Genomic DNA, 25,909 nt, shown 5'->3' with positions numbered 1-25,909 from the left:
ATGGCTTTATTTAGCAGTGTTCCTACACTGAGAAACCAAAAATGCTATCCATCAGCGCTTTATCAGCTACCGCATTTTCAAGGATTTTTTCCTCTCGGATGATGTTAAAAATATTATCAAAAGCCTTCATGATGCGCTCGGATTCCTTGCCAGAAGGGAACGCATCACCAGTTGTTGCATAGGTCAAATACCCGCTTTTTTGGCCTTTATCGATGAGTTTTTTATCCAGGTAATGGGCAAACGCTCTTGCAGCTAATTCATGCACCGATGCCCAATATTTAACCTTACCGCCATCGAGCTTGATGGCATTTGCCCTAAATTGCGACATACCATAACCAATCGGCAATGTAACGGTTTGACCAATTTTATCCTGGTTGTAATATAAAACGACGTATTGTTTCCAAGTTTGAATTTGCAGAAGCGACTGATAACCTGTTGCTTCTTTTTCCTGCTCGCCTAGGTAAGTCAACGCATCTTCTTGATTACCAAAACCAATCACCGTTTTTGCATAAGGATTGTTTGCGTCTGGGTTCTCAAAAGCATTAATCGCTTCTTTGACATGCGCGTCAAGTATTTTTACGGCCAATGGTTGGCTGTTGCTGGTCTGAGTAAGTACCACATTCAAGAAACGAAATGCATCGACTAATCGGTCATTGTTTCCAGCTAATTGCGGGGTCGATGATAAAAAATCGCGGGTGTTCATCTCTTTTTTATTCAAAATGCTTACTAAAATATTATCAATCGCGTGCCACCACTCATGGCCAAAACTACCACCGCCTTTCATTTTTGACATATTTATGGTTTTGGTAGAAGAAGCGTAGTGCGCCCTTACATTTTTTCTATCACCGACACCAAACGTCAGCATTAACCGGCCATCAAAACCCAATAGTTTTGGGTCTATGCCGATGATATCGCCTAAATCGACCATGGCTTCACCACATTTTTGCATGTGCCACTGCAGCTCATCCTTTTTCTTGTTTGACCAACTGCCCGCCCCGACATCACGCAAGCCAAACATATTGATTAAGTCATCTTGCGATTGAATGGTCACTTGCTTGTCGCTAATGCGCTCTATCGTGTCAGCGACTTGAACCTCAAAAGTTGACTTGGTTATTAACTTGGTCTTGCCTGTCTTTGGGTCAATCATTTCTTTGGGTATGACTAATCCCCAATCACTGTATTTTTTTCTGAGCGCCTCGTTGACCTCTTTGACGAAAGGACGCGACGTATTGCCCGCAATCGCCCAAAACTTCTCACCAAGGCTAATCCAAGCAAGTTTTGAAGGGTTATTTTCAAGGCTTTCCATAAAGCGAGTGGCTTTAAGCTGATTGCTTTGTTCAATTAATTGGTTGTATTCATCCACGATGGACTTATCGGCGATAAAGTAGCCGCTACCGACAATTTGGCGCTGTGGGTATTTTTCTTGAAGGTATGCCAGGGTTTCGCTTCTATAGTCACAGAAACATAAAAGTGATACAAGGCAGGCGAACGAAACTGTACAAATAGTACTGTGAGTGAGCCTAACGCCGTAGCACTTTCTGTCTTCGAAGACTATATTTTTCCATCCAATAGCACTATGCGTTTCGGTCTCAAGCTGCCGTCCTAGGCTTTTAATTACCTCAAATTTATCATTTATCTGCTGGGTTATATCATTCAGTTTTTTATAGTCTTCACTGGCATACATTAGGCCATTCATTTCGCGGCCAATTTCCATTAACTCCTCGTAAACATCCATCACCTTCGTTTTATTTTCAAGCCTAGATTTTAGCGACTCGACACCTAAAACATAGGCTTTTCTCGCCATTTTTACTTGCTCGGACGTGCTGTATTTTTGGTGGACGGCTTGTTGGCATGAGGCAATGCTGTCATTGGATAGGCCAGTAGTTTTGCAAGTGCCCAAGTACCCTGCGATATCCCAATAAGGCTTGCTTGCCACGGTATTTAATATTTTTTGGATGACATAGCCAACATTTGGGTCAACGTCATTATCACGCATGGTTTCAAAATCAAAATTACCCATGATGTTTGCTTTGGTAATGGTTTTTTCGGCGATGCTTTCATTGAATTCCAAGGCATCCCAGTCAATATCAGTGACGCGAACCCCAGCCCCGCTTTGCGCCAATTTTTTGATGCGCTTGGTGGTAAAATCAATATCTTCTTTGGTGGGCGCTGACGGCTGAGTCGCTAAGTTTTGCATCATTGTTTTGATTTCAGCTAATTGCGAAAAGTAGCGCTTATTGGTCTGCGCGGGTAAGCCTGCCAAAAGTAATTTGATGTCAGAAATTGTGCTCATAAAAAATGCCTATATTCGATTGAATGATAGGCATAGTTTGGCATGATGGCGAACCAATCTTTGGTGATTGTTCCTAGGATAAAAACAACTTGCGCTCATCGGTGCGGCGATTGACCAAACCTTGCAGTTTTTTGCCACTTGCATATACCCAGTTTAAAAAGGCGTCAGCTGCACCCTTGTAGTCTTTGTTGTTTAACTTTTTGAGTAGTGTGCTTTTTCGCAAGGCTTCTTGACCCAAGTTATAGCAAAATGAGACTAGCGCATCAAACTGGTTTTGGGTAATTGGCACTTGCACATAGCGGTTCACCGCATCTTCGTACTTGACAAGCATTTTATCGAGTAGCTTATCTGCATCCGCTTCGCTAATCGGTGCATCTTTTAGCGTCACTTTGCGCCCATCGGTGTAGTATGTCGCACCATAGCCGATAGTTGGCACACCTGCTGGGCACAGATAAGGCTTTGCTCTAAAGCCTTCATATTGCTTGATAATCGCCTTTCCTTTACTGCTTGTTTTCATGACATCCCCCTTGGATGATTTCTTCGTGAAGTAATTTTTTCAGCTGCTTATTTTCATCAGACAATGCTTGATTGTCTGACTTTAATTGCTCGTATAGCTTGGTTAATGCGTCAAATTTTGCGAGGGCATCATTGAGTGATTTTTTTAGGCGTCTAAATATTTTTGAGTAGTTTTTGATGAGTAGTACCGTGAGCCATAAAATAACTACCATTAAACAGCGCGCTACCACTGTTTGTTTTGATGGGTGAAATACTGAGCTGCCCCAGTCCGCCCAGACAAGCATCACCCAAAAAATGATTGTTAGATGCAGTATGCTTGACGATACACAGTCTCTCGTGATGTATCTTCTGCTAAAAAGCGCAATTAACGTCAAAAATATTGCAACAATGGGCGTTAGCCTATTGATACTTAACACATAGTCGATATTGGTAAAATCCATCACGAATCGCCCCCTTTATCGTCCATACCAAAAAACACTTTTAATGCTTTAAAGAATCGATTTTTGACAATACCACCCGCTTCACCCGCCGCGTTCATCATCCCATCTTTGAGCATATCGCTATGCAAAATAACAGAAATATTATGTAGCAACACGGTGCCACTAAAGGCAAACGCCAGTGATGTCACAAACATCAGTTCCATGGTGGGTGCTTTGGTGGTGAAGTTTGGCAGTATCACAAACGCGCCGATAATGCCCAGCAAAAAACCCATAAAGAAGTTTTTAACTCGACCCATGACCGACTGCTGGATGGTATCGGTAAACTGTGACGCAATAGCGCCAATCAAGGATAGTAAAATAGCGATTGCATACCCAAGCCAAGTAGGGATTAGCAAATGCATGAAAGGTTGAGCAATGTTTAATTGCTCGGTTATCGCTATGGCGGATGCAGCGGATAGCACGATACCACCTGTGCTACCGACTATCGACACCATAGCAGCTTTAATGGCTATGACATTATGCGGCATAGTAAATTCCTTTTACCCAGACATCAGCATGGCTAATTGGTCTAGGCGCTGAAGTATCGCCGTTAATGATTTGCTTTTATGTTCCATTTGCGCTTGTCTTAACGTGATAGCCTCAGTTGTTTGATATTCATAAAAATGTGATACGTTCATTTTAAGTGCTTCACTCATGCTCATTTTGCCGTGTTCCATCAGATTGATTACATCCTTCCATAACACATCGAGCAAGGTTTTTGATGACTTCTGATAAATTATCAAAGGCACAAAATCGGGCGTTACGGTTAGCACCGTCACCCGTATCACCTTCTTGGTTAACCAAGGCGATGCCCTTGTTGTCTAAGCTTAGCTCTACAAAGTGCGCTAATTGGTCGCAACCTTCATAAAACATATTGGTTAGCCGGGTAAATTCATCAGGCGTGAGTTTTTTAATAAGCCCGTATCGATGATTGATTGCATCCGATAGCGCCTGTTGGTCTGTAGCGGTAACTTTTTCCCACACCCATAGCGACTTGTCTTCATTGTTATGGTCAAGCAAAAAGCTTAAATCCCCAAAACACTGCAAGGCCATTTGGCCACATAGCCAGTCATAAGCGTTTTCGCATTGTTTTTCGAGCAATACCGCGTGATTGCCATATAGATGAGTGATATAAGCGGTCTGCATCTGGACTTGATTAGGCACCGATGCGATATCGGTTGATAAAAAATACTCGCTGCAATCGCCAGTACTGCTAAATGGGCTGTTTGATAAAATAAAATAATTAAGCAGAAGGTAATAGCGCTCTTGGACAGTAAGCCTGCCCGCCAGTAAAGGGTCATTGCCAATAAAGTTGATTAAACTAGACAAGCGTGACTCGTTTAACTCCTCTGGAATCCTAGCGGTTTCCATGATGTTTTCCATGCTGTTTTCAGATAAAACAACTTGGGTGTTTAATAAAGCGATTGGTTCGATATTGAACATAAAAAAATCCCCATGGGTAACATGAGGATAGTTTGATGCATAACTGAGCGCTTACTGGTAGCTGTTCCCAAAAGTTTTAGCCATAGAGTTTTATAACATCGCTCTTATCCCATGCTTTTTCCGATGAGAAAGAAACCTGGCATTTAACCGCAATGCGACTACCGTCGGCGGTCATTGGCGCGGTTATTGGCGCAGATAGGCTCTCAATCACTAAAGGCTCATAGGTTTTACCGCCATACGTCAAACTGACGGTAGGCGGTATCTCTGAGGCGAATAAGCCAGTCGCGCCATTTTCTATCACGTTGGCGATAAGCGTACTATCGTATAGATATTTTGAAGCCGTCCATTCTTGCAGTTTTTGCAAGGCTCGCTCAACTTCCAAATGGGCGTTTCGCCAGGCGCTTAACACCAAGGTAGCGCTAATTTTTACACTGTTGGATGAGGTGTAAATTTGCTGACTATTTAGCTTGGTGAACGTGCTGCGGCCTTTTAAGCTCTCAAGCGTTTCTATAGCGCCCTCTTTCATTCCTATGGCTTCGGCAACTGTTGAGCCCGCTTTGGCCACAGTGGATATTAAGGCTGAAACAACACTGCCCTCGGCGGGCTGTGCGTCCATAATATCAGCCATACCAACTGCCATCTGGCCGCTTTGAATCATACCCATGAGATTAGGCATACGCCCTTCTGGGTTGGAATTTTCAAAAGGCGTTGAGTATTGATTTTCAAGCGCAAATTCCGCATCTTCAAGTAAAACGCATACTTGAAATGGGTCTTCGGCGGTGGGCTCGAATAGGCGAATATAAGCCAATAAATGCTTGTTTAGCTTATTTTCGCCCTCAAGCGAAGTCATGCCAAGTGAGGTAAGCTGAATGTTATCCCTCGGCGCGGTTTTGGTTACTTCTGCATCGATACCCTGACCATTGGTGTCATGCTCTATGATGGTGCTTGCCATTTACGCCGCCATGTTATCAAGTTGCTGCAGCCATTTTGCTACCAATTCCATATCTAAGATATTGCGAATTTGGTTTAATGCCTCGTTTTCACTGCTATTATCCGCCAACGCTGCCAAGTGGTCTAGGTCGATATCATCTACAGCAATAACCTCATTGCGTAAGTCATCTAATAGCCTCTCAAGCTCGGTTGGCTCTGGTGTTTGTGGTTCGTCACGTTTATTGGTAGTGTCTTCAACCAATGCTTGGCTAATAGCCTTATATACCGCCCATTTAGCGGTATAGTTGAGCGTTGAATCATTACCCACAGTAGCGCCGCTCGCGCCTGGATATACGGTAATATTGCCGTTTTTATCAATCCCCACACGGGCAATCTTACCCGCGGTACCAATTTGGGCAATAATACCGTAATCCCCTTCGATGTTTGCACTATCAAATATCGATGGCTGCAATGTTTGGCTGAAATCACCATAGATAATGTTATAGTCATTAGCTGTAGCAATATCATCTATCACTTTTAGCGCACGCACAAATGCAATAGTTTTTTCATTAAATATCGGTGATAATCCAACTTCATCAGCCGACTGATAGCCGCGTTGGTGACTAAAAGCTAGGTCGCTATCGCCATCAGCATCCATAAAGGTTTCAACGGCTTGTCGTATCTCAAGCGAAAAACCTTTCGGTGATTTGGTGTTATTAACAACATGGTTACTGTAAATTTGCCGATTGCCATAGGTTCGCTCAATCCAAGCCACCCAGCCATTATGTATCGCCGTGGCTAATGCCTCTGGCGTATCGTAGTCATCAGTATTGGCCAATACTACAGGTTTGTTATAGTCCTTTTCTTTGACGTCAAATAATATCACCTCACCGGCTAAAAATGAGATTATCGCGTCACCATAGGCGCTTGATTTGCTATTTTCGCCAGGCTGAATCGGGGTAAACAGGCTGTCATCATCGCTTACATTTTGAGTGTAGTTTAATTTTTTAATCAAAAATGACGTGGTTTTTGCTACCAACTGTTCATAGGTCAGTTGAGCGCCGTTATCGCCAGTCTCACCATCGTTACCGATATAATCCTTGGCATTAAAGATTTTAGTATCTGGCTTATCGGCTTTGTTTTTATCGGTGTAAAAATCAATAGCATAATAGCCGCGGCGCTGCTGGATTTTCAAGCCGGTAGCATGGCCGCCTTTACTAAATATTCCATTAAGCTCAACCTGGGTCGCAAAAGAAATCGCGTTTACCTTTTCTTTTAAGCCAACTTTGCGCTGAGGGTCGCTAAACCGCCAGATTTCACGATACATTTTGCCCACTTTGCCCAAAGAAAACAGCACAAATAAGCGCAAAAAGTTTTCTTTGCTGCTAAAATGAAACGAATGCTGAATCCCTGACGTTACATTGCCAAAAGTCGGGTTACTATCTAAAAAGGCCTTAAATTTTTGTTCATTGAAATCATTAATCTGGCCATATTTGGCGAATGCTGCGGTCAAGTCGCTTGGTTCGTCATCTTCAGCGCTTGGCGTATCACTAGCACCACCCAGCAATGCGATAATTTCGGCCAATCGCTCAAGCATATCCAGCTTGTCTAACGCATCAATACTACCGCCTTGCAACTGAGTCACAAGGTCGGCATGTTCTTCGAGTAGGTCTAATTTTTCCAATGCATCCATGTTAGGCCACCTTCACTGATAATGCGAATGTTTGATAAGCTTCGATTGCCTGGTTAAGCAGGTCTTTATCCACCGCGCCAGCCTTAGCAATGCGCTTAATCTCAGTGATTACTTGCTTCATGTTGTCAGTGCTAAGCCCAATACTGCCATCGATAACCGTTTGAAGGTAATCGGCATCTGGGTTGGTATCGGCAATAATACTAACTTTGGCATTTTTTGCATTTACAAAGATATAATTTGGGATTTCGGCGCTATTGATGTTATCAAGCTCACTCAACACCTTGTTATACCCATCAATAATAGGTTGGCTTAAAGCATAATCGCCTTTAAGATAATAATCATTCAACGGCTTTCCATCAAACAACCGATTGGTTGAGCCAAACAAGTTACCTAAATCTTTTTCGGTAATAGTTCCGTTTGCGCGGTCAATTACTAACGCCATAAGCGCAGCCGCTTCATCGGTCAATGCGCTTACCTTTAAGCCACCATTCGTAAATGCTTGTTTTAATCGTTGTCTTGTGGTTTCATCAAGTTGCGTTAACTTACTCACATCACCGCCTTCTGGCTCTGGTGGGGTTTGAGGGGCTGCCTGCGTTGGCGTTGTATTGGTTTCATCTTCCATATCAATTCCTTCATCATCGGCATACGCTTCCACCATTGTACGCGCGTTTCTCATGGCGTTTTCAGTGAGTTGGCGTTGCCATACTTGGTTGCTAGGCGACCATTTCCAGCCATTCTTTTTTAAGATGGCAATAACATCGCGGCTTGGCTTGCTTGGGAAGTCTAACTGGATTCTATCGGCTTCTTTATTTAGGATAATAGAGACGCCAGCTAATACCATATCTTCACCGCCCAGACTGTTGTTAATTTCATCCGCTTTTTTCATGGCATCGACCTTGGCTTGCAGTGTTTTGATGCGGTTATTGATACTGGTAAGCTCATACGGCGCGAATCCTTGTCGTTTATCCCAAGTGCCTTCACCTGTGGCCAGTGTGCGTGCGGTATCTTGCTTTATGCCAAATTCCATGATTTTTGCAATTTTTTCATCATCGCTAATTTTCATGCGGGTGATTTTATTAATATCTTTCATCATATCCCGTTCTTTAATCAGCTTGTTTAGCTTGCGTTCTTCGGGTGAAAGCTCAGAAGTTGGGGCAGTTGATTGTGGCTTTGGCGTTGGCTCGGTGGGCTCAGATAGCGGTTTATCTGTTTGAGCTAATTTTTCTTCTTGTTCGATAATAGGATGCAAGCTATGCCCGTTATCCAACACCCAATTTTTAACCAAATTATTGAGTTGTTGCGCTAAGTCTTGAGCATCCTTAGCCATATCCGACATGACGTGCCCAATGACGTTTTCAGTTTCATCATCATTCAAGCCTGCTATTACTTTAACAGTGGCATGGCCGTCATCTTGTGGGTATGCGGTAATAATCCTGCCTTCTGTGCCGTTGGCATAGTAGGGATATTCAACACCTAGCGAATTTTTATTAAACTGACGCCAGCCGTTATCAAGCAAGATTGACTTGGCTTCGTTAAATTTTTCCATAGCCGCTGCTTGTTGTCTGGCGGTCAAGTCAGCCGTTGTGGTTGTGGCTTGTTCAGTATTGCCATCATCTGCGCTGCTAACTTTCTCAAGCTCACCTTGAAGCTCAGCGATATGGGCATTGATAGTATCAAGCTTGGCTTTTTTATCATCCACTTCTTTTTGGGCATCCGTCAATGCTTGCTGATTTTGCGCCTTTTTACTTTGAGCAGCGGCAAAGCGCTTGCTGTTAGCCTTGGCAACTTTCATCATGCGGGTGGCCAAAGGTGCTAGTTGCACGTTTTCACCGTTTTTTGGTGATACAGCGGCAGTGATATCGCGTTTGTTGAGCATCCATTTCCAAGATACCATTGTGTCTTGCGGGCTCAGTTTTTTGGGGTCTGCATCAGGATTATGAAACAAAATGGTAAATGTTTGACCATCGGATAAATTAAACTGCATTGCCACGTTAGCCATGCCTGCTTTTTTAAATGGCTTGGTAAGGACGGCATCCGTTACGCTCAAGCCATCTACCGACTGTTTGGCCAATGCGCGAAATAAACGCTCTTTCATCAGGTCAAGGCGGTTATTGGTGTCCATCAAGGCATCAAGCCCAAGTTCGGTTACGTCTAAATTCGCCAAAAAACCCGCCATGTCAAACTGCGCGGTCAATTCATGGTGACTGTCATTTTTTTGGATATCCACCAATAGGCGTGAGTAATCACCCTCATGCGATACCAGGTTCACCCCATCCCATAAAACATCGTTATGAGTAACGCGGTTTTTTTCAGTAACTAGCATTTTTTGGGTGATGATTGGTAAGTAATGGCCGCGGTCTTGGCTGCGGTTATTCATTAATTTGCCAATGGTGTCGGACTCCCAACACAAGCTATCAAATGATGGCTCAAAGCTACCGTCACCCTCATTAGCAACCAAGGTGGCATACGCAGGCTCTAAGTAGTCAAATTGGCTTAATGCTAAATGGATGGCGTGGTCAGCATCATCTGCCCCAGCAATAGCCACCGAGTCAATATAGCGATTAACGCTATCAAATAAGTTAACGACTGCATAGCTATCGTCTTGGCTGCCGATAGTGGCATCAAAACCCAAGCCATCAAAGCCTTTTTCATCGGCAATAATTACTTGCATGTTGCGGCAATCGCCCTGGATGACACCACGTTCAAGACGCCCATAACGCTGCGTTTGGGCACCATCGAGCATGGTTAGGGTTTGATTGCTATGGGCTGATTGTAGTTTGCGGTAGTATTGCATGGGCATATATCCTTGATATCAGTAATATGCCTATTTTGCGGTAATATAGTCAGGTGATTGGTGGGTGTTCCACTAAAATCACTTGAAAGAAAATGGCCGGATTTTCTGAAAGGTTACTTGTGTCTTGGCTATCTCGCTGCGCCCAGTTGACGATAAATTGATACTACCTTCTTTGACAGCTGCAAGATAACTTGCTTTAAGCGTTGGGTTTCTTAGGTCGCGGGTGCCACCAAACACCATAACAAATAGCGCAAAAGTATAATGGTAAGGCTCTTTGACTGTGCCATCGATTGGCATAGCGATGTCTTTGCATAGCTTGGCTGATTTTGCGATATGACCGCCGTTAGTTTCGATAAACGTCACGTCAATGGTATCACTGCTTTGTTGGGTCAAATAATTAAACTGGTGGCTGCCTGCTTGAAAGCTCTCGCTCTCAGCGCTACCTATCGAGTAGTCAACCTCAGTGGCCAACCATGACATAGGGAAGGCTTGAGCGAACCAAGGAATCACCACGCCTGCACGTTGCTGAATCCCAAAAATATCATTGGCAAATACGGCATAATGGCATTGCTTAATTGCCCCATAGCTATACAGGTTATTGTAAGCTTCGCGCATGGTTAATAGCGCACTGGGCTCAAGCAAGTTTGATTGCGGTGTCAATACCGCTTTTTTGCCCGATATGGTGCGCTGTAGGTTTAACTGAAGGTTGCTAGTGTCACTCAGTAGGTTATCCAAATTACGCTGATAGGATGAGTACGCCTGCCCAGCCACCTCAAGCGGATTTACACGATGGTTAATAATTTTCATCGTCATCTCCCATGTAAATGCTATCATCTGGGCTATCGTTTGGCTCGTCTCTAGGTTGGCTGTCAGTAGGTTCAGCGCCTTGGCCGCCCCCATGCTCATCACTTGCGGCTGTTTCCCTGGTTTTTACCAGGTCGTTTGCAATTTTTTTCGCGGTATCAAAATCTTCACCCATGTCTTTTTCTATCATGGTTTGCAATGTTGCTTCACTAAACCCAAGGTCACGCAACAACTGCAAGGTCTGCGCCTTTATCATGGTGGTGTTAAGACGAGTTTGTTTATTGGTTAATGCCTCGGTAGCTGCTGCGCTTTGGTCGCTGTAGAAATCAAACTGCCAAGGATATTCGCCATCCTTAAAATACTCGTTATACTTAATTGCCCAATGCTGCGCCATGAGCTTGTTATAGCTATCAATAAGCGATTGGCGAATCCATGTCGAGCGACGCATTATTTGTGCGGACGTATGAAATGCCGCGCCATCACCAAGCCCACCCGCCAGCATATCCGCCCAGCCTATGAGCGATAAGTCGGTTCCCAAGCCACCCGCTAGGCGTCTAAGGTTAATCATCAAAACTTCTGTGTTCAATGGCGATTGACGGCCACCGCCTAAGTCACCAAGGCTATTGATGGTTTGTTTATCACCCCAGGTTGGTACAATATGGTAATTGGTGGCATAGATTTCCTCGCCACCATCAAATGCCGCTTTTACTCTGTCTCGATAGCCTTGCAGCATCTTAACCAAGCCTTGCTTGTATTTTTTTTGCTGATTAGGTGGCATCCCTTCCATGTTTACCGTCAAAAAGGTTTGCTTGACGCTATCGGCAATTTGCTGATTATTCATCGCCAATAGATTTTGCATAACCTTTTTCCAGGGTTCTTCGACTTGATACAAAAAAGAACCGCCTACCGCGGATGGCACAATCGGCATATCGGTCTGAATGTCGTATTCTAGCATCATGGTTTTAAGCCATTCAGCCATTGGTATCTGCGGCACTGGGATGATTCTAGGCATTTTCATGCGTAGCAATTCGTTTGGTGTTAGTTTTGAGACAACCTTAGTCCAGTTATCCATTTCCAAGCAAAAAAAGCCAATAGTGCGCCCACCTTGCTCAAACGACTGAATTAATGGCGGTGCGGTATGCTCGCTATTCATCAAGTCAACCACACCATCGCGCTTGTAGGTATAAATGCGGGCATAACTATCACCATAACCAATCGCTTGCCTAGACAGCATAAAGGCGTTTTCATTCAACATAGGCGTAATCAATTTGGCTTCGCGCTCTACTTTTTCGCGTAACGCTTTGGCTCGACTACCTTTGCCGCGCACCCGTTCATGTGGGGTAATAAATATCACATCGCCATTTGTTTCATGACCACCTAAAGCGGCGGTTACTTGCAATCCCAGCGCCTCGCCTACCTGCGGGTCTTGTTGCATGGTTTCCCATAGCGTATAAATTTCTTTGCGGGTGCGTCTGGCGGTTTCTTTGGTGGCGTAAGTACCAAGCTCAAATTGCGTTAATGCGTCGTAGCGTTCATCGACATCACGATGAATATTTGGCAATGTTTCTTGTCGCGCATCTTCTCGGCGAGTGATTAAAGTATTGGCTAAAAATTTTCCAAGGTTCATTTTTTTTCCTAGTTAGGCTGTCTGGTGCTGCTATTGCCACCCACAACGCCGCCATGAGTGTGTTTGCTTAATGATACACTACCCGCTTTCACGTCAACCGATGCGGTTACTGAGCCTTGTGTGGATTGGTTGCCGGTGTGGGCAATGTCACCAATAAACTCAATATTACTAGCCTCTAAGCGGATTTTATCCGCTCTAACATCGACAAGGTTTTTTGCGTCAATCGTGATAGTCGAGCGTGCTAAAAGCTCAATATTTTTCTGCCTAATGCGCCTCACATCGGTGATAGCGCGCCCTTCGCCATGACTGCGATAAAAAGCAATGACGGGTGATGCCATGTCACCCGCTTCAAAAAACACCCAAACATCCGCACCAGGGTTTAGCTCGCGCTCGGTGTCGAGGTCATCATCCCCAATGGGATAAGCAAGCATTGCGGTTAATCCGTCAGGCTCGCCATCGGTTAAGCCTTTTATGCTGATCTGCGCGGTGCGGTCAGTTTGGTTGTAGCTGATAAGCTTGGCTGGATGAAGATAAGGGTTCATTTTTCCACCATGTTTGCAAGCCATGCTTTGGTTGCGGTCACTGCACTACCACCCAAGGCACCCGTATCAAAACGAATGGCGCTAGTAAGTACCACATACTGCGTGCCATTCACTAATACCGCCTTACCCGCTTGCAGTCGTTCATCAATAGGACGGGTGATAATGCCGCGCGTCACCAAAATGCGTTTAAGGTTATTTAGTTCGCGGTTATCCACCCTTGGGATGTAGTTTACTTTTTTGCCGCTCGTGACTTCACCGAGTACGTCGCTGCCATTGCTATCGATAGACAAAAAGTTGGTATTTAATCTGGCAACCATACTAGGATTGCTAAGCCACTGCACCTGTGATGGGTCATATAGCGTTGGGTTTTGCTGATTAACAAGCTCATTAATCCGCCTTACCGTAAATCCGCGTAGCTCGCTATCGTACACAATGACGGCTGATTCTTTTTGTAGCGCCAAGGCGATTGCTTTGGTCGGCATCTGTCCTTTTAGGCATACAAAACGATTGATTTTAATATCGCTTAGAAACCGCGCCTTTGCCCCAAGACTGCGATAAATTTCGCTTAAATTAACGCCGTCTCGAATGGTGGCTTTTTTGGTAACGGCTAATAGCGGCTCGCATCCCGCTATCACTGCAATCACTGCCAGCGCGCCTAGTCGCTTGCCTTCTTTGATGGCGTTGTTATTAAAAGCCTGCACCTTGACGATAGCAAGCTCGACACCATTGGCCAACAATAGGCTTTTACCAACCACCAGTTCATTTTTGAGCATATCGGTAGCGTTGACCGTTAATTCTAAAGTGACCGGTATCGGCACCAGGTCATAACGCAAAATAGCGGATAGTAAATCACTTCCGCTTATTTGTTGGTTATTGTCTAGGTAGATAAGCATTGAAGAAACCTATTTACCCTGTGCTATTTTGTGCGCAATCAATTCAAAAGAATTTTCAGCTATTTCTTTGGATTCTAGTGGTATTGCTACTTGATTTGGATTATTAAAGAATTTAACAACGATTTGAAATGGCGCGCTGTCGCAAGATTTTGATATTCTTTCAACCTTGTCAAGATTAATCATGTGGTTTTCTATTCTTACAAAATTCATAGCTTTCACCCTTCTATTGATGTTTAATCCAAAAAATAAAACCTGCAAGTAACATCAACGCAATGAAATTAAAGTCAATGCTTAGGTTGAATTCAAATTTTATGTAGCCTTCATCACTTTCGGATTCTTCATGGGTTTTTTGCTTATCTTTATTTAGATTTATCATTTCTAATCACCTTATTACTTGGAAAGGTTTTTACCCGTAACGGCTTTAAAAACTCTGTTTTTGTGATACTCAGTCAGTTTTACAAATGCTTTTTCAAAAGCATTTTGTTTTGCAAACTCTTTACATTCATAACGATGCTTCCATACATCGGGCTCGCTAATTTTTTTAGAATTCATAACTTTTTTGATAAGTGAACCATAGTCAGATTCACCACTAACATGATTATCATGTTCAAGAACAATAAGACAATGTATGATAGTGTCTGCAATTTCAGTGAATACTACCTCTTTGATGGTAAATAATTGGTTTACTTGATTCAAAGTAAGCTCTGGTCTTTTAAACGGTCTTTTTTTGCTCATAATTCCCACCCTTCTTTTGCATTCATTTTTTAATCACCTAATTCAATGTTAAACGGCTCGTGAATAAAGGCTTCTTTTTTCATCTGCTCAAGCAATCCCTGGTATATCTGATTGGCTTCGCTACTGCTTACGCCAAACGCTTGAACACCCATGGCTTGACTGCCTTCCATGCGCCTTGCTTGTAGTAAGTCGCAGTGCGCGCGGATGACCGGCTCAACCAATACCCACTCATCTGCCAATAAGCTGATATCTAAAGTCAGCTCAAAAAAAGCGGGGTCAATGCTATCATCGTCTAACATTTGAGCATCTAATCTCGCCCACCCAGCCAATTTTTTGACGTTGGTAAGCGCAATATTTTCGATATCATCAGGTAGCAGTGAGTAACCGCTCGTTAGCAGTTCGTCATATAGCGTTTGGCAAAACTGGCGAATGGTGCCAGTAATTGCAATGGGGTATTGTTTAACCCCATTTTCTAAGCGTACTTGCTGTAGCTGCATTATTTAAACCCATTCATAGCAAGCTGAACCAAGCCATCAATCGCGCCACTAACACCAGAGTTGTTTGCTAGGCTTTGATTCAATGAAGCAAAAGCTTGAGTGCCAGCAGCGCCCAAGTTAGCGTTTTTGCCAAAAAACATATAGCGCATATTGCCTTGGACAGTGAGAATTTGTGAACGGCTTGATGCGTCAATATCGCCACCGCCATCAAAAGTAACTGCCACGTCTTCGAGTTTATACAAAATCGCACCGGTTGCAGTAGTGCCATCGCTACCACCAAAAATCACAGTGCATGACGGTATTTCGCCGCCATTATCAACAAGCCATTGTGCAAAATTGGCAACCTGCCCTGTTTCTGTTTCAATGGCGGTCACGGATGTTTCATAATTGGTTTTAGCCACGCCTGGTGTATGCGCTGCCAATCCCCAAGCATAATCCACGTCAGCGGCATCATTGTTGGTTATGATGGGTCGGGTGAAGTTCTGAAACAGCAGCTGCAAGTTTGGGAAGTTGTCAGGAACCAAGACAGCATTACAAGCAAGCGCTGGCGCCCCAAGTGACTTGGCGATTTGGTATTTTTCGCGTAAAAACGCAAGATTTGGTGATTTGGTTTTCATGGGCAATCCCTATGGTTTAGTGATAGGGATAGTTTGCCGTATTTGTCGAGCTTTTTTTGGGGGTGTTCCGATTTACCGTTTTTGTTGGTTTACACAAATTTACAAATATTTATTTGTCTAGTTTGGTAACGTGGGTTACTATAAACCCATCAAGACGAAATGTGCTGATTTCACTTGATGCCTAATCAAACACACTAAATAAGGATGTAAAAATGACTTATGTAACCCAAAATGAAGCTGTTAAACAAGCGCGTAAATTTGCCCGTGAAAATGGCATGGTAATCCGCAAAGCCAATGTTTTATTAGCTGGAAATAAAGCATACGCATTTTATAGCAAAGATGACAACCAACGTAACTCAGCTTATTTCACCTTAGCTGATTTAGCTGGCATTGCCAATGCTGACGGTGATTTTTCTTACTATGTTTATGCTGAATAAGGGGTGGATTATGAAAATCACGGCTATTCAATTCTTTAAACAGTCTTTTGAGCGCGCTATCTCTGAAACAGAAACCGAAACAGTGCGCAGCTACTCTGCAAATATAGGGATTGATGATAAATTTATGATTCAATTAAGCGGCAACGACGAATCATGCAATGCCTCTATACCAAGCCCAAGCAGAGCCTACTGGAATGATGAAGAAGGTCAAAGATTTGCTTATGAAAATCTAAATGCTGATGAGGTCATGGCTATTCTTGAAGGAATGGGCGTGGAAAATAACTATGATTGGCTGAATGACAACGCTGACGAACATTACTAAAATCGCCAGCCAAAAAAGCAAAACCCCTTGATGTGCTGTCATGGGGTTTTTCAATAAGCCACCTAAGCGGTGGTAAACACACTAAACAAAGTGACAATCTTACGACGCCTGGCGTTTAGATGAAAAAATATTAACAAGGAATAAGCCCTATGTCAAACGAAAATAGAAATGTGGCTAAAACAGGTCGCTATAAAGAAAAGCGAAAAGCAACGAAGGTTTATGTTGATTTTTACCTTGATGACGAAAGAGAGGTGAAAATTTTTGAATGGTTAAAATCCCAAGGTGGCGATAAGCGCACCATTTTGGCGGCGCTTGAGCAAGCCATGAGAGGTGAAGCATGAACCCTTTTGAAAAGATGAACGCTTTTAACAAAGCCAATCCCGAAGCCAAAGAAATTTACCGGCAGATGCAGCAATGGCAGGTTTTAAATAAGCCTGAAAACGGGGTGTTTTGCCCCATGTATGAAGTCGTTAGATTTTCGCCAAGTGTTTATCAGGAATACTGCATGGTAGGCACGAATAATCTAGCCGATTTAAGATATTCTACCCACAAGTATATGAGCGACCTTCATGTGTTTGGCGCTTGGCGTAATAGCCTTGGAATCTATGCGATAGACAAAGATATTATCCAAGATATCGTTAAATCGCCCGTCCCAGTAGAAACACCAGTAGATATTTTCTCAAGGTTGCCAGAATGGTGTGTCTATATGGATATGTCTGCATTGAACTACATGGAAACTGTCAAAGAAGGTGTTGCGCTTAAAATAATAGGTTTTTGGGCTTTGTACGACTTGGTTTTTTTGAATGGAAAATACCAAAGGATTTTAAAGTTATACGTTAATATTGAAGGTGGTAACTCGGATGATTTAGCCCCAATTATCGAAATGGCGATAGACAATGGAAAAACGGTTGAGCAGTCTATAAATGATGCCTATAAAGCAGAGAAAGACATAGACCCTATTGTGGCGTTGAATTATGCAAAGTCAGATATTGATATGCTAAAGATGCTGTTATCTATGCTGCTATGGCTTTGCGCTGAAGAACCTGATATATCAAACATCCAAGGCGAGCCGGTCAACAAAGATGCTTTGCGCTTGCCAAAATACCGCGTCAACAAAAAAACAGGCGTTTTTATTCCGCCGGATAAACCAACAATCTATGATATCGGTAAGCGTCTGGGTGGTGAGATACGCACGTTTAATGAGCGCTTAGGCAGTGGCGATAGTCGTATATCATCACGCAAACGCCCGCATATCCGCCGTGGTCACTGGCATGGTGTTTGGAGTGGCACAGGGCAAAACAAGCAATTTAAAATCTATTGGTGGCCAGCTATTTTCGTTAACGCAAGTTAATTACAATCCGTTACATTGTCTTGTTTGCTAGGTAACGTGGGTTACTATATTATACGAATTAACAGATACGAAGTGCTGTTTGTATCTGGCAACTTAAACACACCAAATAAGGACTTTGAAATGACTAAATTAATCAAAATGAATAATACAAACAATGATTCTGATAAGTACGCTGTAATTGTTGATGGCTTGTATCAATTGGTTGATACTGCTGAGCAAGCACAAAAACTAAAGGAAAAATTAAGCAATAATGAAATTGCGGCAGCTTCCCTGCATGGCATTGTTGTTTTAAAACCTTATGAAAAAGTTGATAGTGATTTAGCTATGATTTTTGGTGAACCTAGCCTTGTCAGTGAGTTTGAGCAAACCGATTTAATTGCTTATCAAAAACAAAAAGAACAAAAAATTATAAGCGATGTGATGTTTGCAACTGGAAAAGATGAAAATTATGCAAGAAATTGCATTTTAAATATACAAAATTTAGGTTAAGACAATAACACACTAAGTTTGGCTATTAAACCTATCAAAAACCCCGCTGCACTGCGGGGTTTTTTATGTCTAGGTGAAATCCCCTACATGGTAGCACTCAGCTACCGCCGCCAATCCAAGCGCCTGCTCTTGGATATCAAAATTAATGGCAACGTCAGCGACAATCTGCCAAGGCACCAATCGGCGAAACACGGGCGCAAGCTCAGCCAATTCTTTTGTGTCAATCTCATTATCCAGGGCGATGCGGATGCGACTGGTTAAAAATCTATCGCTTGCCTGGGTTTCATAGATATAATTAGGGTATTGGCTTAAATGCTTTTTGCTATGCCATAGGCGTACAATGTTATTTTGCCCAGGATAAAGCATATCGAGTACAAACTGCAAAAAAGCCAATCCGCGCTCACTGGCCAAACTTTGCCAGTTTGCCAAAATAATCGCCATCAAGGTATCAGAAAAGCCACTATCATTGCGCCGTAACACAGCCAAGCCATTGAGCTTGCTAAACCGTTCTACGACGTTTTTACTGCCCAGAAATGGCGTTCCGTATTGGTGCATATCCACCATATCAGGCAACATGGCTAACAGCATGGCGCGATTTGCACTGGCGATTGCTGCTTCAAGCTCATTGTATTTATGGCTTTTATCGACTGGCGTGTTTAGGTCACTGGCGCTGATATCTCGGTTTAATAAGCTCAATTTAAAGCGCCCCCAGTGTCCATAAACTATTACCCGCATCCGCGGTGCGGGAAATGTTGATGCGGATGCTATCACGGCTCACATACAGCCACTCATGCGGCTTTATTTTATTATTGCTGGCATCTTCACCAATCACAGTAAAGTCGCTAATACGGTCTTGAAAGGCGGGGATATTGTTGCGAATAAGCGTGGCAATCTCTTGACGGTTAAAACCATCGGCATTGGGATGACTGGCCGAAATAGTGCCCTTGCCATACTTTGATAATAGCAACTCAGTAATTTGGGTTTTGACATTATCTGTATCATGCACGCCAGACAACACGGCATTGATAGTTACCTGGTAAGGGCGCTCGGTAACACTCATGGTTCGCACTCTGCCCTCTAACAAGCTGTCCGCCTTAGCTACCAATAGGCGAATATCATTAACCAGGGTGGCTTGCTCGGATGCGTTATTGGCCACCACTGCCAAGTTTAAACGATTGATGTTGTCCACGCTTGCCCCGTAAAATTTCTCATGCGTGGTTTCATTCCAAATGGCCATATATCCAAAACGGCTCATAAAATGACTGCGTACTAGCATATCAAAATTACCCATGAATACCGCATTTTGGTCATACGTCGATGGATAGCTCGCCAGCAATCTCAACTGGGAAACGCTTAGCGGGTATGCGCCACTGCGTACCAAGCCGCCATACTTAAAATAAAGATTAAGGTAGGTTTCATTTTCTGAGTAAATCTGCTCAAGCGATGCCTGTTTCAACCCATTAATATCAACATAGCCGTATGACTGGGTAATGGTGATTTCGTATGTATCACCCGCTTGCACGGTCTGTCCGATTCGCTCGCTATCGCCTAGCATTACAACCAATGACTTAAAATCATCACTAAAAATAGTGTAAACCGCATCACCCGCCAAAGCATTCATGAATTTGGGCGCGTAGCTAAACACTGTATTAGTGGTCTTGTTTTCAACGGTAACGCCTGCGATATAAATATCTTCCACTGTCGGTAAAGTGAACCGGTAAAACGGCTCACTGTTTTGAATGGTGACTGTGGTAATTGATACCGTACTTTGCTCACAAATAACCGTTTGGCTTGAGCCTGCGGCAATGGTGATGGCTGATAATAACCGCCACTGTCTGCCAGTACCATCCTCGATGACGCGGCCTTGTGAAAGGCTGATACTATCGCGGCTGTCGTTTTCTATCGTCAACGCAAACTGGCAAGGTGAAGCGATGGGCAAAATGCCCTTATTGATTGCATCAGCAATGATGGTTCTATCTTTTGATTTGATAAAAGGCTCGATGATATTAATATCGTTATCAGCCGATAAAGCAATACCGAGTTCTTGGACTGCGGTTAGCATAGCGGTAACAGTGGGGTCGCCCACCAAATAGCGCTCAGCGATATCTGGATAATCATTTAATGCGCTTAATATGATGTTTTTTAAATTAGCTCGCTGTAACATTGTAAAAGTCCTGGTTATAGTCCTGCTCGGTATTATTGCTGCCAACTTCGATTAAAATATTGCCAAGCTTGATGTAAATATAAACATTTTCAAAGCCTGACTGCTGACTTACAATGCTTAATTGACTGCTATCTAGCTCACCCAAAATAGGAATATCCGCCTTCATTTTTTCAATGAATCTATCAGCGCTAAAACTGCTTAAATTTTTTAATAGCTGGTCTCGAACATTGCAGCCATAACTTTGCCCAAAATAACCATTAACTGGCGTGGATAGCCAGTGGTCTATCATGGCTTTAATATTTTCAGCGGTAATCATGTCGGCATCCTTCTGGGTGCGGCATCCCTAGATTTTTTCAGCGCATCGATTTGCTGGCTTGCCTTGACGTAATCACTATGCATGATTAGCACCAATAGTACCTTTAGCCAAATAGCGCCCAAACCGCCAACCGACATTATCACCATTAAACCAATCGCGCCTATGCCGCCCATGTTCGCTTGATAAAGCAAGCTGCCAAAGCGATACATCAAAAAAGCATAGGTTGATAAAAATGGCAAGCTCAGCATAACGCTGCGTTTGGCCAATGCTTCCACTGCGTATGCAAATAACGCTTTATCGGTCATGTGGTTTAGTTTTTTGATGTTATTACCCACGCTAACGCATAGCCAGGCCAATACAAGCCACAGCCAAAATGACAAGAAAGCATCGACGATGTATGCATTTACCATAAACTACCCCAAACGGCTAACAGTTAAGCGATTTTATTGTTTTTAGCTGCAGCAAGCTGTTCGACCAAGGTTTTTTCGGTTTGCTCAGCGGTGGCCAGTTGGTTATCCAGTTCTTTAGACTGCACCTTCAATTCTTGTATCTGTTTGGCCATGCTAACGCTGGCATTGCGGTTGCTGCTTGCCACACGAACCTTGATGGATGCTTGTTTTTTATCAAAACCCGCTTGACCTCTTTTTACAAAGTTGGCAATTTCATCCACCGACTTTTTGAACGAAGGCTTGTACTCGTTGTCTAGGTCGCCTGTTGTGGGCAACTGCTTGCCATTAACATCAACGCGATACATATCAAACTTATCATCCACCACGCGAATATAGGTAGTGACAACTTGGCCATTTTCTAAATTAAAATTAACCGGGGTCGCTGATACGCCTGATATGCGTTTGGCTTTATTGACAACAATAGTGACAATCGCCTCACCTACTGATTTGGCTAAATATTGGCTAAAATCTTTGACCAGGGGTGTTTTTTCGGTTAAGTCTGCAAGCTTCATGGGTAATCCTTAATGATTGGTATCTGATAGGGATTGTAAGCGGTTTTGGTGGGTATTTTGGTGGGGTGTTCCTTATCTGTTGGCCAATAAAAAACCCGCCGTGGGAATAGCGGGTAAAACCAATCTTAACGACTGTTTTTAGGGTTTGTTAGCTACCAATAATCCGTTGACTTTGGCGCATCAAGCCATTCATTGCCTTATCGTTATTGCGCGCCTTGCGAAAATCTTTGACGATTTTTGCACCGATTTTAGCATCCACTTTTTGGCCAGAAATAGCCGCCATGAAATTAAGGCCTTTAGCGCTCATAGTTTTGTGGTATAACTGTGAGATACCGTGGCGAATTGACTTAACACGCGACATTGATGCCAAGCCGTTATGCGCTTTACGGCGCGCTTTTTTAAGCGCTGCTTTTTGTTTGGCTGATAGGCGAACATGACCGCCAATACGCTTATTGACAACCACTTTCTTGCCATGGCGCATGACTCTGACGCCTTGATAGCGTAAATTACCGAATTTGGTTTTCTTCATGGTAGTAGAACCGGCTCTTAGCGGTTTTTTATTGCCCGCATCAAACATGGCACTGTCGTAACCTTCTTCTGTGTATTCATCAGAACCGCCAGCCACCAATGCTTCGGCATCATAACCAAACGCAAATGCCATCACAAATTCATCCAATGGGTCGCCATCTTGAGGTAGATTTTCCACCACGGTTTGGCAAGCTGATTCAATAGCCGTGTCCGCAACATCGGTATCGCTTGCAAATAAATCATTGATGACATCATCCCCAACACCGAGCGAGCTAAACGCATCCGCAACATGCGCTGATAATACCGATTTGACCATTGGGTCAATCTCAGTATCATCATCTTCATCATCTTCTTGGACTTGCTCAAGCGTGAGATTGTCTAGCACTTCGCTAGGCAACATTTCATCTTCTGGGTCGATATCGCCTTGACCTTCGGTAACGATTAGCGCTGTGCTAAGTACAATGCTCATGGCGGCAATACGCATACTAGCAATCGCGCTAATAGCGATGCGCTCAGCAATCGGGTCATGCTGCGCTTGGATTTGCTCAGCCGCTTCTTTGATGCCGTCAAATTGCGATTGCTCGATTTGACGTTCACGTTGCTGCTGGGCGATTTTTGTATTAATACCAAACATGGTTTTTTCCTCTGTTATTTGTTGACGGTGGTTTTGAGATAAGCTTGGCGTGCCGCGCCTTCTGGACGGCGATGGAGTTCAATATCAACGGCTTCAAAAGGCTTATCGGCTTTTGGAGTGATGCTGACAGCATAGTAAAGGCCGCCTAAATCATCTGACTTGACAAGCAAGCCCGCTGACGCACAATCATCCAGAAAATCAGCACATTCATCATTTGCCTTTTCGATGTAATTCGACATAGGTTTGAGTAAATGCTTTTTGGCAATATCAATGACATTGTTGGCGGTAAACGTCTCGATTTCAGCCGCGTTTGCTAGGCGTAAAACGCTGCTTTTACTGTCGCGCTGAGTTAATACATCGCCATAAACCCAGCGCGTGCTGTTTTGGTAGCGTTCATTCAACACCACGATAACGTGAGCTTCTGCTAAGGCATTTTGCGCCTCATCATCAAGTTCTACACCATCGAGCTGCTTCATGCCTTTAAAATTTAAAGGGAAGTCATAACCGCCAATCGGCACATGCAATGGTGGGATACCTTTTTCATTGGTCATCGCATTGCGAAGCAAATGCTGTGCCAGGTAATCACCCACACATGGACGCCATTTTTGGCGCGAAAGAACGGTTGATGCGCTACTGGGTCGTGATTTGTTTGGGTTCCATAAAATGCGGATGCGCTGGTCGTTATAGTCAAGGCTGTTTACTAGCGCTACTACATTTCGCCAGTCGGTCATATACCCCACATCGATAAACAAATGGATATTAAGCTTATCGATGACATGGCAAAGCGCCTCGATAATCTGCAAGTCATCTAAATTGCAAAGCGCGATATAATTTGGGCGCTGAGCCGATTTTAGTATCATGGCTTCGAGCGCGGCTGGCGTGACATCCGCTGTCAAGTCACCCGTTGTTTCTGGTACATCCAATACGACTTCTTTCACTCGGTAGCTGTTAAGTGAATTTAACGCACCTGCCGCAGTCAGTGCTGTGGTAATAGCTGCCACTTGTGCTTTGTTGTATCTGGTCTCGACTACATCAAAAAAATCATTGTCATTATCCATAGCGCCATAAAAATCAAGCTTTTGGGCAATAGCGGAAAAGTTTTTGCCGTAAGTGGCTTCAAGCGCATCAATGCCGCCACCGGTAAATAACTTGCCCGTCATTTCGGTAATCACGCCACCATCAACTTTATCCTTGAAGGTGATTTTAAATACCAGGTTATTTAATGGGTCATCGGACGTAATGGACTGTTTGCTGTCAGTTACGCGAATAGCGACTTGTGCGTTTTTATCAAACACATAATTGCCTGTCATGGCAATTTGCAATAATGCAGATGAGTTGTCAGCCTTGGATATCGCAAAGCCCGCGGCTGTCAAGGCAAGATAGATAGTATCATTCATGATAAAAGCCTATGCTGGTGATTTTTTATCAGTATAGGCTTTATGATTTATCGAGCTATTGGGGTGTTCCAATGTTTTAAGGGGTATAAAGGGGTTATTTGGGCATAAAAAATGCCTATGCTAAGTATTGAATTAGTATAGGCATTTTTGGGTTTGGCGTTAGGGTGCGTTCCGATTAAGTGGCCATTGGCAAACCTATAGCACAAGAGTAAATTTTGATTTCATTTTGATTTTCTTTACGAGGCAAATAATCATAAATATCAATGCCATCAATACCCACGCTAGGTTTAATTGTAAGAACCGTACTTTCATCTAATTCATCAGCACTAGGCAAGCCACTAAAAACAACTAACTCCGAATCAACATGCTGAAAAGGAAAAGAAAGCCCGCCATTCATTGTTAGCCAATACGCGCCCATCCTAGACGTTTCACTAACAACTGCGCCAAAAAGCCCATCGCGTAGCAATCGCCAAAATATAGCAGCGGCAGTTTTGGGTGCGTATCTTGTTGGTGTTGCATTCCATGTATAAGGCACACCGTTAGAGAAATTTTGCCTTAATACGACATCCTCTTCACCAAGATTCACGGTTAAGTGGAAATTATCACCAGGTATTTCAAATGTGTTATCAACCGTTATTGATGTTGGTATGCATTGAATAGGCTTCTTCCTAACCAAAACACCTCTACTGACGTATAAACGGCCATTCTTAACACTAGCAATACGATAGTAATGGTCATATTGATGTTCTTGGTCTAAATGCCTAAACTCGCGCGTGGTAGCAGCCAACCCAGTAGCTACCGGTACTGGCAAGTTGGTAGGACTGAAAGGCGATAATGAATGATAGATATTAAAACTATCAGGCTGCTTCTTAACCGACCACCAAAGTTTGATATGTCCTGTACTCATAAAAAATTACTCCCAATCACCACCAACAGGTTGAGGGATGTAGTCGTTAGGGTCTTCACTACCACCACCATCGCCATTGCCGCCATTGCCATTACTGCCATCGCCATTACCGGAATCAGAACCGCTATCGACAAACGAACCAACCCTTAACACCTGTAAACTAGGTACGCCGCGATTGAATACATCCTCTACTGCCAGATAATCAGGATTGCTAGGGTCATAACCTAACAGCGCTTGAAAATTATCTTTAGTTACGGTAAATGGCTTACCCATAAAGCCGCGCTTAAAATAGCCAACAAGGTAGCCTGTGGTAATGCCACCAGTTTGATTGACTTCGGATTCGTCCTTCACTCCCTGGTACTGGATGCCAGCCGCTTCGCCTAAAATCTTTGATTGAATCATAATGCTTTCCTTTGTGCGCTATTCCCAATCACCATCTGCGCCAGTTTCAGGCGTGTAATCGATATCTGGCGGTGTCGGTGTTGGTGTTGGTGTTGGTGTTGGTGTCGGTGTCGGTGTCGGCGTCGGCTCTGGGTCTGT

General features: G+C 43.5%; 31 protein-coding genes. 5 read left to right on the top strand and 26 right to left on the bottom strand.

The genetic code is table 11. The features are described from left to right. Positions 1–22 precede the first annotated feature (22 nt). From RT084_RS06480 to RT084_RS06400, 17 genes are all read right to left on the bottom strand, one after another. Positions 23–2,293, bottom strand: coding sequence for an LPD1 domain-containing protein (locus tag RT084_RS06480; RefSeq protein ID WP_313098382.1), 2,271 nt, complete (start codon positions 2,291–2,293; stop codon positions 23–25). A 73-nt stretch (positions 2,294–2,366) separates the two neighbouring features. Continuing rightward, the gene (locus tag RT084_RS06475) at positions 2,367–2,810 is read right to left on the bottom strand and encodes a lysozyme (RefSeq protein WP_313098379.1); all 444 of its coding nucleotides are present in this window, start codon (positions 2,808–2,810) and stop codon (positions 2,367–2,369) included. Next, the gene (locus RT084_RS06470; protein WP_313098375.1) at positions 2,794–3,252 is read right to left on the bottom strand and encodes a hypothetical protein; all 459 of its coding nucleotides are present in this window, start codon (positions 3,250–3,252) and stop codon (positions 2,794–2,796) included. The genes RT084_RS06475 and RT084_RS06470 overlap by 17 nt, the downstream gene beginning before the upstream one ends. Then, on the bottom strand, positions 3,249–3,776 hold the full coding sequence (locus RT084_RS06465; RefSeq protein ID WP_313098372.1) for a hypothetical protein: 528 nt from the start codon (positions 3,774–3,776) through the stop codon (positions 3,249–3,251). Before RT084_RS06465 ends, RT084_RS06470 begins: the two co-directional genes overlap by 4 nt. Before the next feature lie 12 nt (positions 3,777–3,788). Beyond that, positions 3,789–3,926: a hypothetical protein gene (locus RT084_RS06460; protein WP_313098370.1), complete on the bottom strand. Its 138-nt coding sequence runs from the start codon at positions 3,924–3,926 to the stop codon at positions 3,789–3,791. 10 nt (positions 3,927–3,936) lie between these two features. Beyond that, positions 3,937–4,731 carry a hypothetical protein gene (locus RT084_RS06455; protein ID WP_313098367.1) on the bottom strand — a complete coding sequence of 265 codons (795 nt, stop codon included), beginning with the start codon at positions 4,729–4,731 and terminating at the stop codon, positions 3,937–3,939. A gap of 76 nt (positions 4,732–4,807) precedes the next feature. Further along, entirely contained in the window at positions 4,808–5,683 is an 876-nt protein-coding gene (locus RT084_RS06450; RefSeq protein WP_313098362.1) for a hypothetical protein, read from the bottom strand. Next, positions 5,684–7,354 (bottom strand): hypothetical protein, encoded by a 1,671-nt coding sequence (locus tag RT084_RS06445; protein WP_313098359.1) that lies wholly within the window; start codon positions 7,352–7,354, stop codon positions 5,684–5,686. A 1-nt stretch (position 7,355) separates the two neighbouring features. Next, positions 7,356–10,148 carry a defense against restriction DarA-related protein gene (locus tag RT084_RS06440; RefSeq protein ID WP_313098356.1) on the bottom strand — a complete coding sequence of 931 codons (2,793 nt, stop codon included), beginning with the start codon at positions 10,146–10,148 and terminating at the stop codon, positions 7,356–7,358. A gap of 78 nt (positions 10,149–10,226) precedes the next feature. Next, positions 10,227–10,955: a hypothetical protein gene (locus RT084_RS06435; protein ID WP_313098352.1), complete on the bottom strand. Its 729-nt coding sequence runs from the start codon at positions 10,953–10,955 to the stop codon at positions 10,227–10,229. Next, positions 10,942–12,579, bottom strand: coding sequence for a hypothetical protein (locus RT084_RS06430; protein ID WP_313098348.1), 1,638 nt, complete (start codon positions 12,577–12,579; stop codon positions 10,942–10,944). Before RT084_RS06430 ends, RT084_RS06435 begins: the two co-directional genes overlap by 14 nt. An 8-nt stretch (positions 12,580–12,587) precedes the next feature. Continuing rightward, the gene (locus tag RT084_RS06425) at positions 12,588–13,121 is read right to left on the bottom strand and encodes a hypothetical protein (RefSeq protein WP_313098344.1); all 534 of its coding nucleotides are present in this window, start codon (positions 13,119–13,121) and stop codon (positions 12,588–12,590) included. Continuing rightward, complete coding sequence (locus tag RT084_RS06420; protein WP_313098341.1) at positions 13,118–14,014, bottom strand: hypothetical protein; 897 nt, start codon at positions 14,012–14,014, stop codon at positions 13,118–13,120. Before RT084_RS06420 ends, RT084_RS06425 begins: the two co-directional genes overlap by 4 nt. Positions 14,015–14,023: 9 nt before the next feature. Continuing rightward, positions 14,024–14,224 (bottom strand): hypothetical protein, encoded by a 201-nt coding sequence (locus RT084_RS06415; RefSeq protein WP_313098338.1) that lies wholly within the window; start codon positions 14,222–14,224, stop codon positions 14,024–14,026. Positions 14,225–14,404: 180 nt separating this feature from the next. Next, positions 14,405–14,749: a hypothetical protein gene (locus RT084_RS06410; protein WP_313098335.1), complete on the bottom strand. Its 345-nt coding sequence runs from the start codon at positions 14,747–14,749 to the stop codon at positions 14,405–14,407. A gap of 29 nt (positions 14,750–14,778) precedes the next feature. Further along, a complete protein-coding gene (locus RT084_RS06405; RefSeq protein ID WP_313098333.1) occupies positions 14,779–15,246 on the bottom strand; it encodes a hypothetical protein in 468 nt (155 codons plus the stop codon). Beyond that, positions 15,246–15,863, bottom strand: coding sequence for a hypothetical protein (locus RT084_RS06400; protein ID WP_313098330.1), 618 nt, complete (start codon positions 15,861–15,863; stop codon positions 15,246–15,248). The genes RT084_RS06405 and RT084_RS06400 overlap by 1 nt, the downstream gene beginning before the upstream one ends. Before the next feature lie 212 nt (positions 15,864–16,075). Between RT084_RS06400 and RT084_RS06395 the strand changes: the two genes are divergently transcribed. From RT084_RS06395 to RT084_RS06375, 5 genes are all read left to right on the top strand, one after another. Further along, the gene (locus tag RT084_RS06395; protein WP_313098327.1) at positions 16,076–16,300 is read left to right on the top strand and encodes a hypothetical protein; all 225 of its coding nucleotides are present in this window, start codon (positions 16,076–16,078) and stop codon (positions 16,298–16,300) included. Positions 16,301–16,310: 10 nt separating this feature from the next. Then, entirely contained in the window at positions 16,311–16,622 is a 312-nt protein-coding gene (locus RT084_RS06390) for a hypothetical protein (protein WP_313098323.1), read from the top strand. Positions 16,623–16,771: 149 nt separating this feature from the next. Continuing rightward, complete coding sequence (locus RT084_RS06385; protein ID WP_313098320.1) at positions 16,772–16,963, top strand: hypothetical protein; 192 nt, start codon at positions 16,772–16,774, stop codon at positions 16,961–16,963. Beyond that, complete coding sequence (locus RT084_RS06380; protein ID WP_313098318.1) at positions 16,960–17,973, top strand: AcrVA2 family anti-CRISPR protein; 1,014 nt, start codon at positions 16,960–16,962, stop codon at positions 17,971–17,973. The genes RT084_RS06385 and RT084_RS06380 overlap by 4 nt, the downstream gene beginning before the upstream one ends. A gap of 120 nt (positions 17,974–18,093) precedes the next feature. Further along, the gene (locus RT084_RS06375; RefSeq protein ID WP_313098315.1) at positions 18,094–18,462 is read left to right on the top strand and encodes a hypothetical protein; all 369 of its coding nucleotides are present in this window, start codon (positions 18,094–18,096) and stop codon (positions 18,460–18,462) included. 69 nt (positions 18,463–18,531) lie between these two features. Here RT084_RS06375 and RT084_RS06370 read toward each other — a convergent pair whose 3' ends face one another. From RT084_RS06370 to RT084_RS06330, 9 genes are all read right to left on the bottom strand, one after another. After that, entirely contained in the window at positions 18,532–19,158 is a 627-nt protein-coding gene (locus RT084_RS06370; protein ID WP_313098312.1) for a hypothetical protein, read from the bottom strand. 1 nt (position 19,159) lies between these two features. Beyond that, the gene (locus RT084_RS06365) at positions 19,160–20,626 is read right to left on the bottom strand and encodes a hypothetical protein (RefSeq protein ID WP_313098307.1); all 1,467 of its coding nucleotides are present in this window, start codon (positions 20,624–20,626) and stop codon (positions 19,160–19,162) included. Then, positions 20,610–20,942 (bottom strand): hypothetical protein, encoded by a 333-nt coding sequence (locus tag RT084_RS06360; protein WP_313098304.1) that lies wholly within the window; start codon positions 20,940–20,942, stop codon positions 20,610–20,612. The genes RT084_RS06365 and RT084_RS06360 overlap by 17 nt, the downstream gene beginning before the upstream one ends. Beyond that, positions 20,939–21,352, bottom strand: coding sequence for a hypothetical protein (locus RT084_RS06355; RefSeq protein ID WP_313098302.1), 414 nt, complete (start codon positions 21,350–21,352; stop codon positions 20,939–20,941). The genes RT084_RS06360 and RT084_RS06355 overlap by 4 nt, the downstream gene beginning before the upstream one ends. 23 nt (positions 21,353–21,375) lie before the next feature. Then, positions 21,376–21,903 carry a hypothetical protein gene (locus RT084_RS06350; protein WP_313098297.1) on the bottom strand — a complete coding sequence of 176 codons (528 nt, stop codon included), beginning with the start codon at positions 21,901–21,903 and terminating at the stop codon, positions 21,376–21,378. 148 nt (positions 21,904–22,051) lie between these two features. Continuing rightward, complete coding sequence (locus tag RT084_RS06345) at positions 22,052–23,065, bottom strand: hypothetical protein (protein WP_313098294.1); 1,014 nt, start codon at positions 23,063–23,065, stop codon at positions 22,052–22,054. A gap of 14 nt (positions 23,066–23,079) precedes the next feature. After that, positions 23,080–24,462 carry a hypothetical protein gene (locus tag RT084_RS06340; protein WP_313098291.1) on the bottom strand — a complete coding sequence of 461 codons (1,383 nt, stop codon included), beginning with the start codon at positions 24,460–24,462 and terminating at the stop codon, positions 23,080–23,082. Between the two features lie 175 nt (positions 24,463–24,637). Then, positions 24,638–25,369, bottom strand: coding sequence for a hypothetical protein (locus RT084_RS06335; RefSeq protein ID WP_313098288.1), 732 nt, complete (start codon positions 25,367–25,369; stop codon positions 24,638–24,640). Positions 25,370–25,375: 6 nt separating this feature from the next. Beyond that, positions 25,376–25,771, bottom strand: a complete 396-nt coding sequence (locus tag RT084_RS06330) for a hypothetical protein (protein ID WP_313098285.1) — start codon at positions 25,769–25,771, stop codon at positions 25,376–25,378. Between the last annotated feature and the right edge of the window lie 138 nt (positions 25,772–25,909).

The sequence above is a fragment of the Moraxella sp. CTOTU48717 genome (assembly GCF_032057165.1).
Lineage (GTDB): Bacteria > Pseudomonadota > Gammaproteobacteria > Pseudomonadales > Moraxellaceae > Faucicola > Faucicola tetraodonis.
The sequence above is the reverse complement of the archived record's forward strand: the minus strand, read 5'-3'. Positions and strand labels throughout refer to the sequence as shown.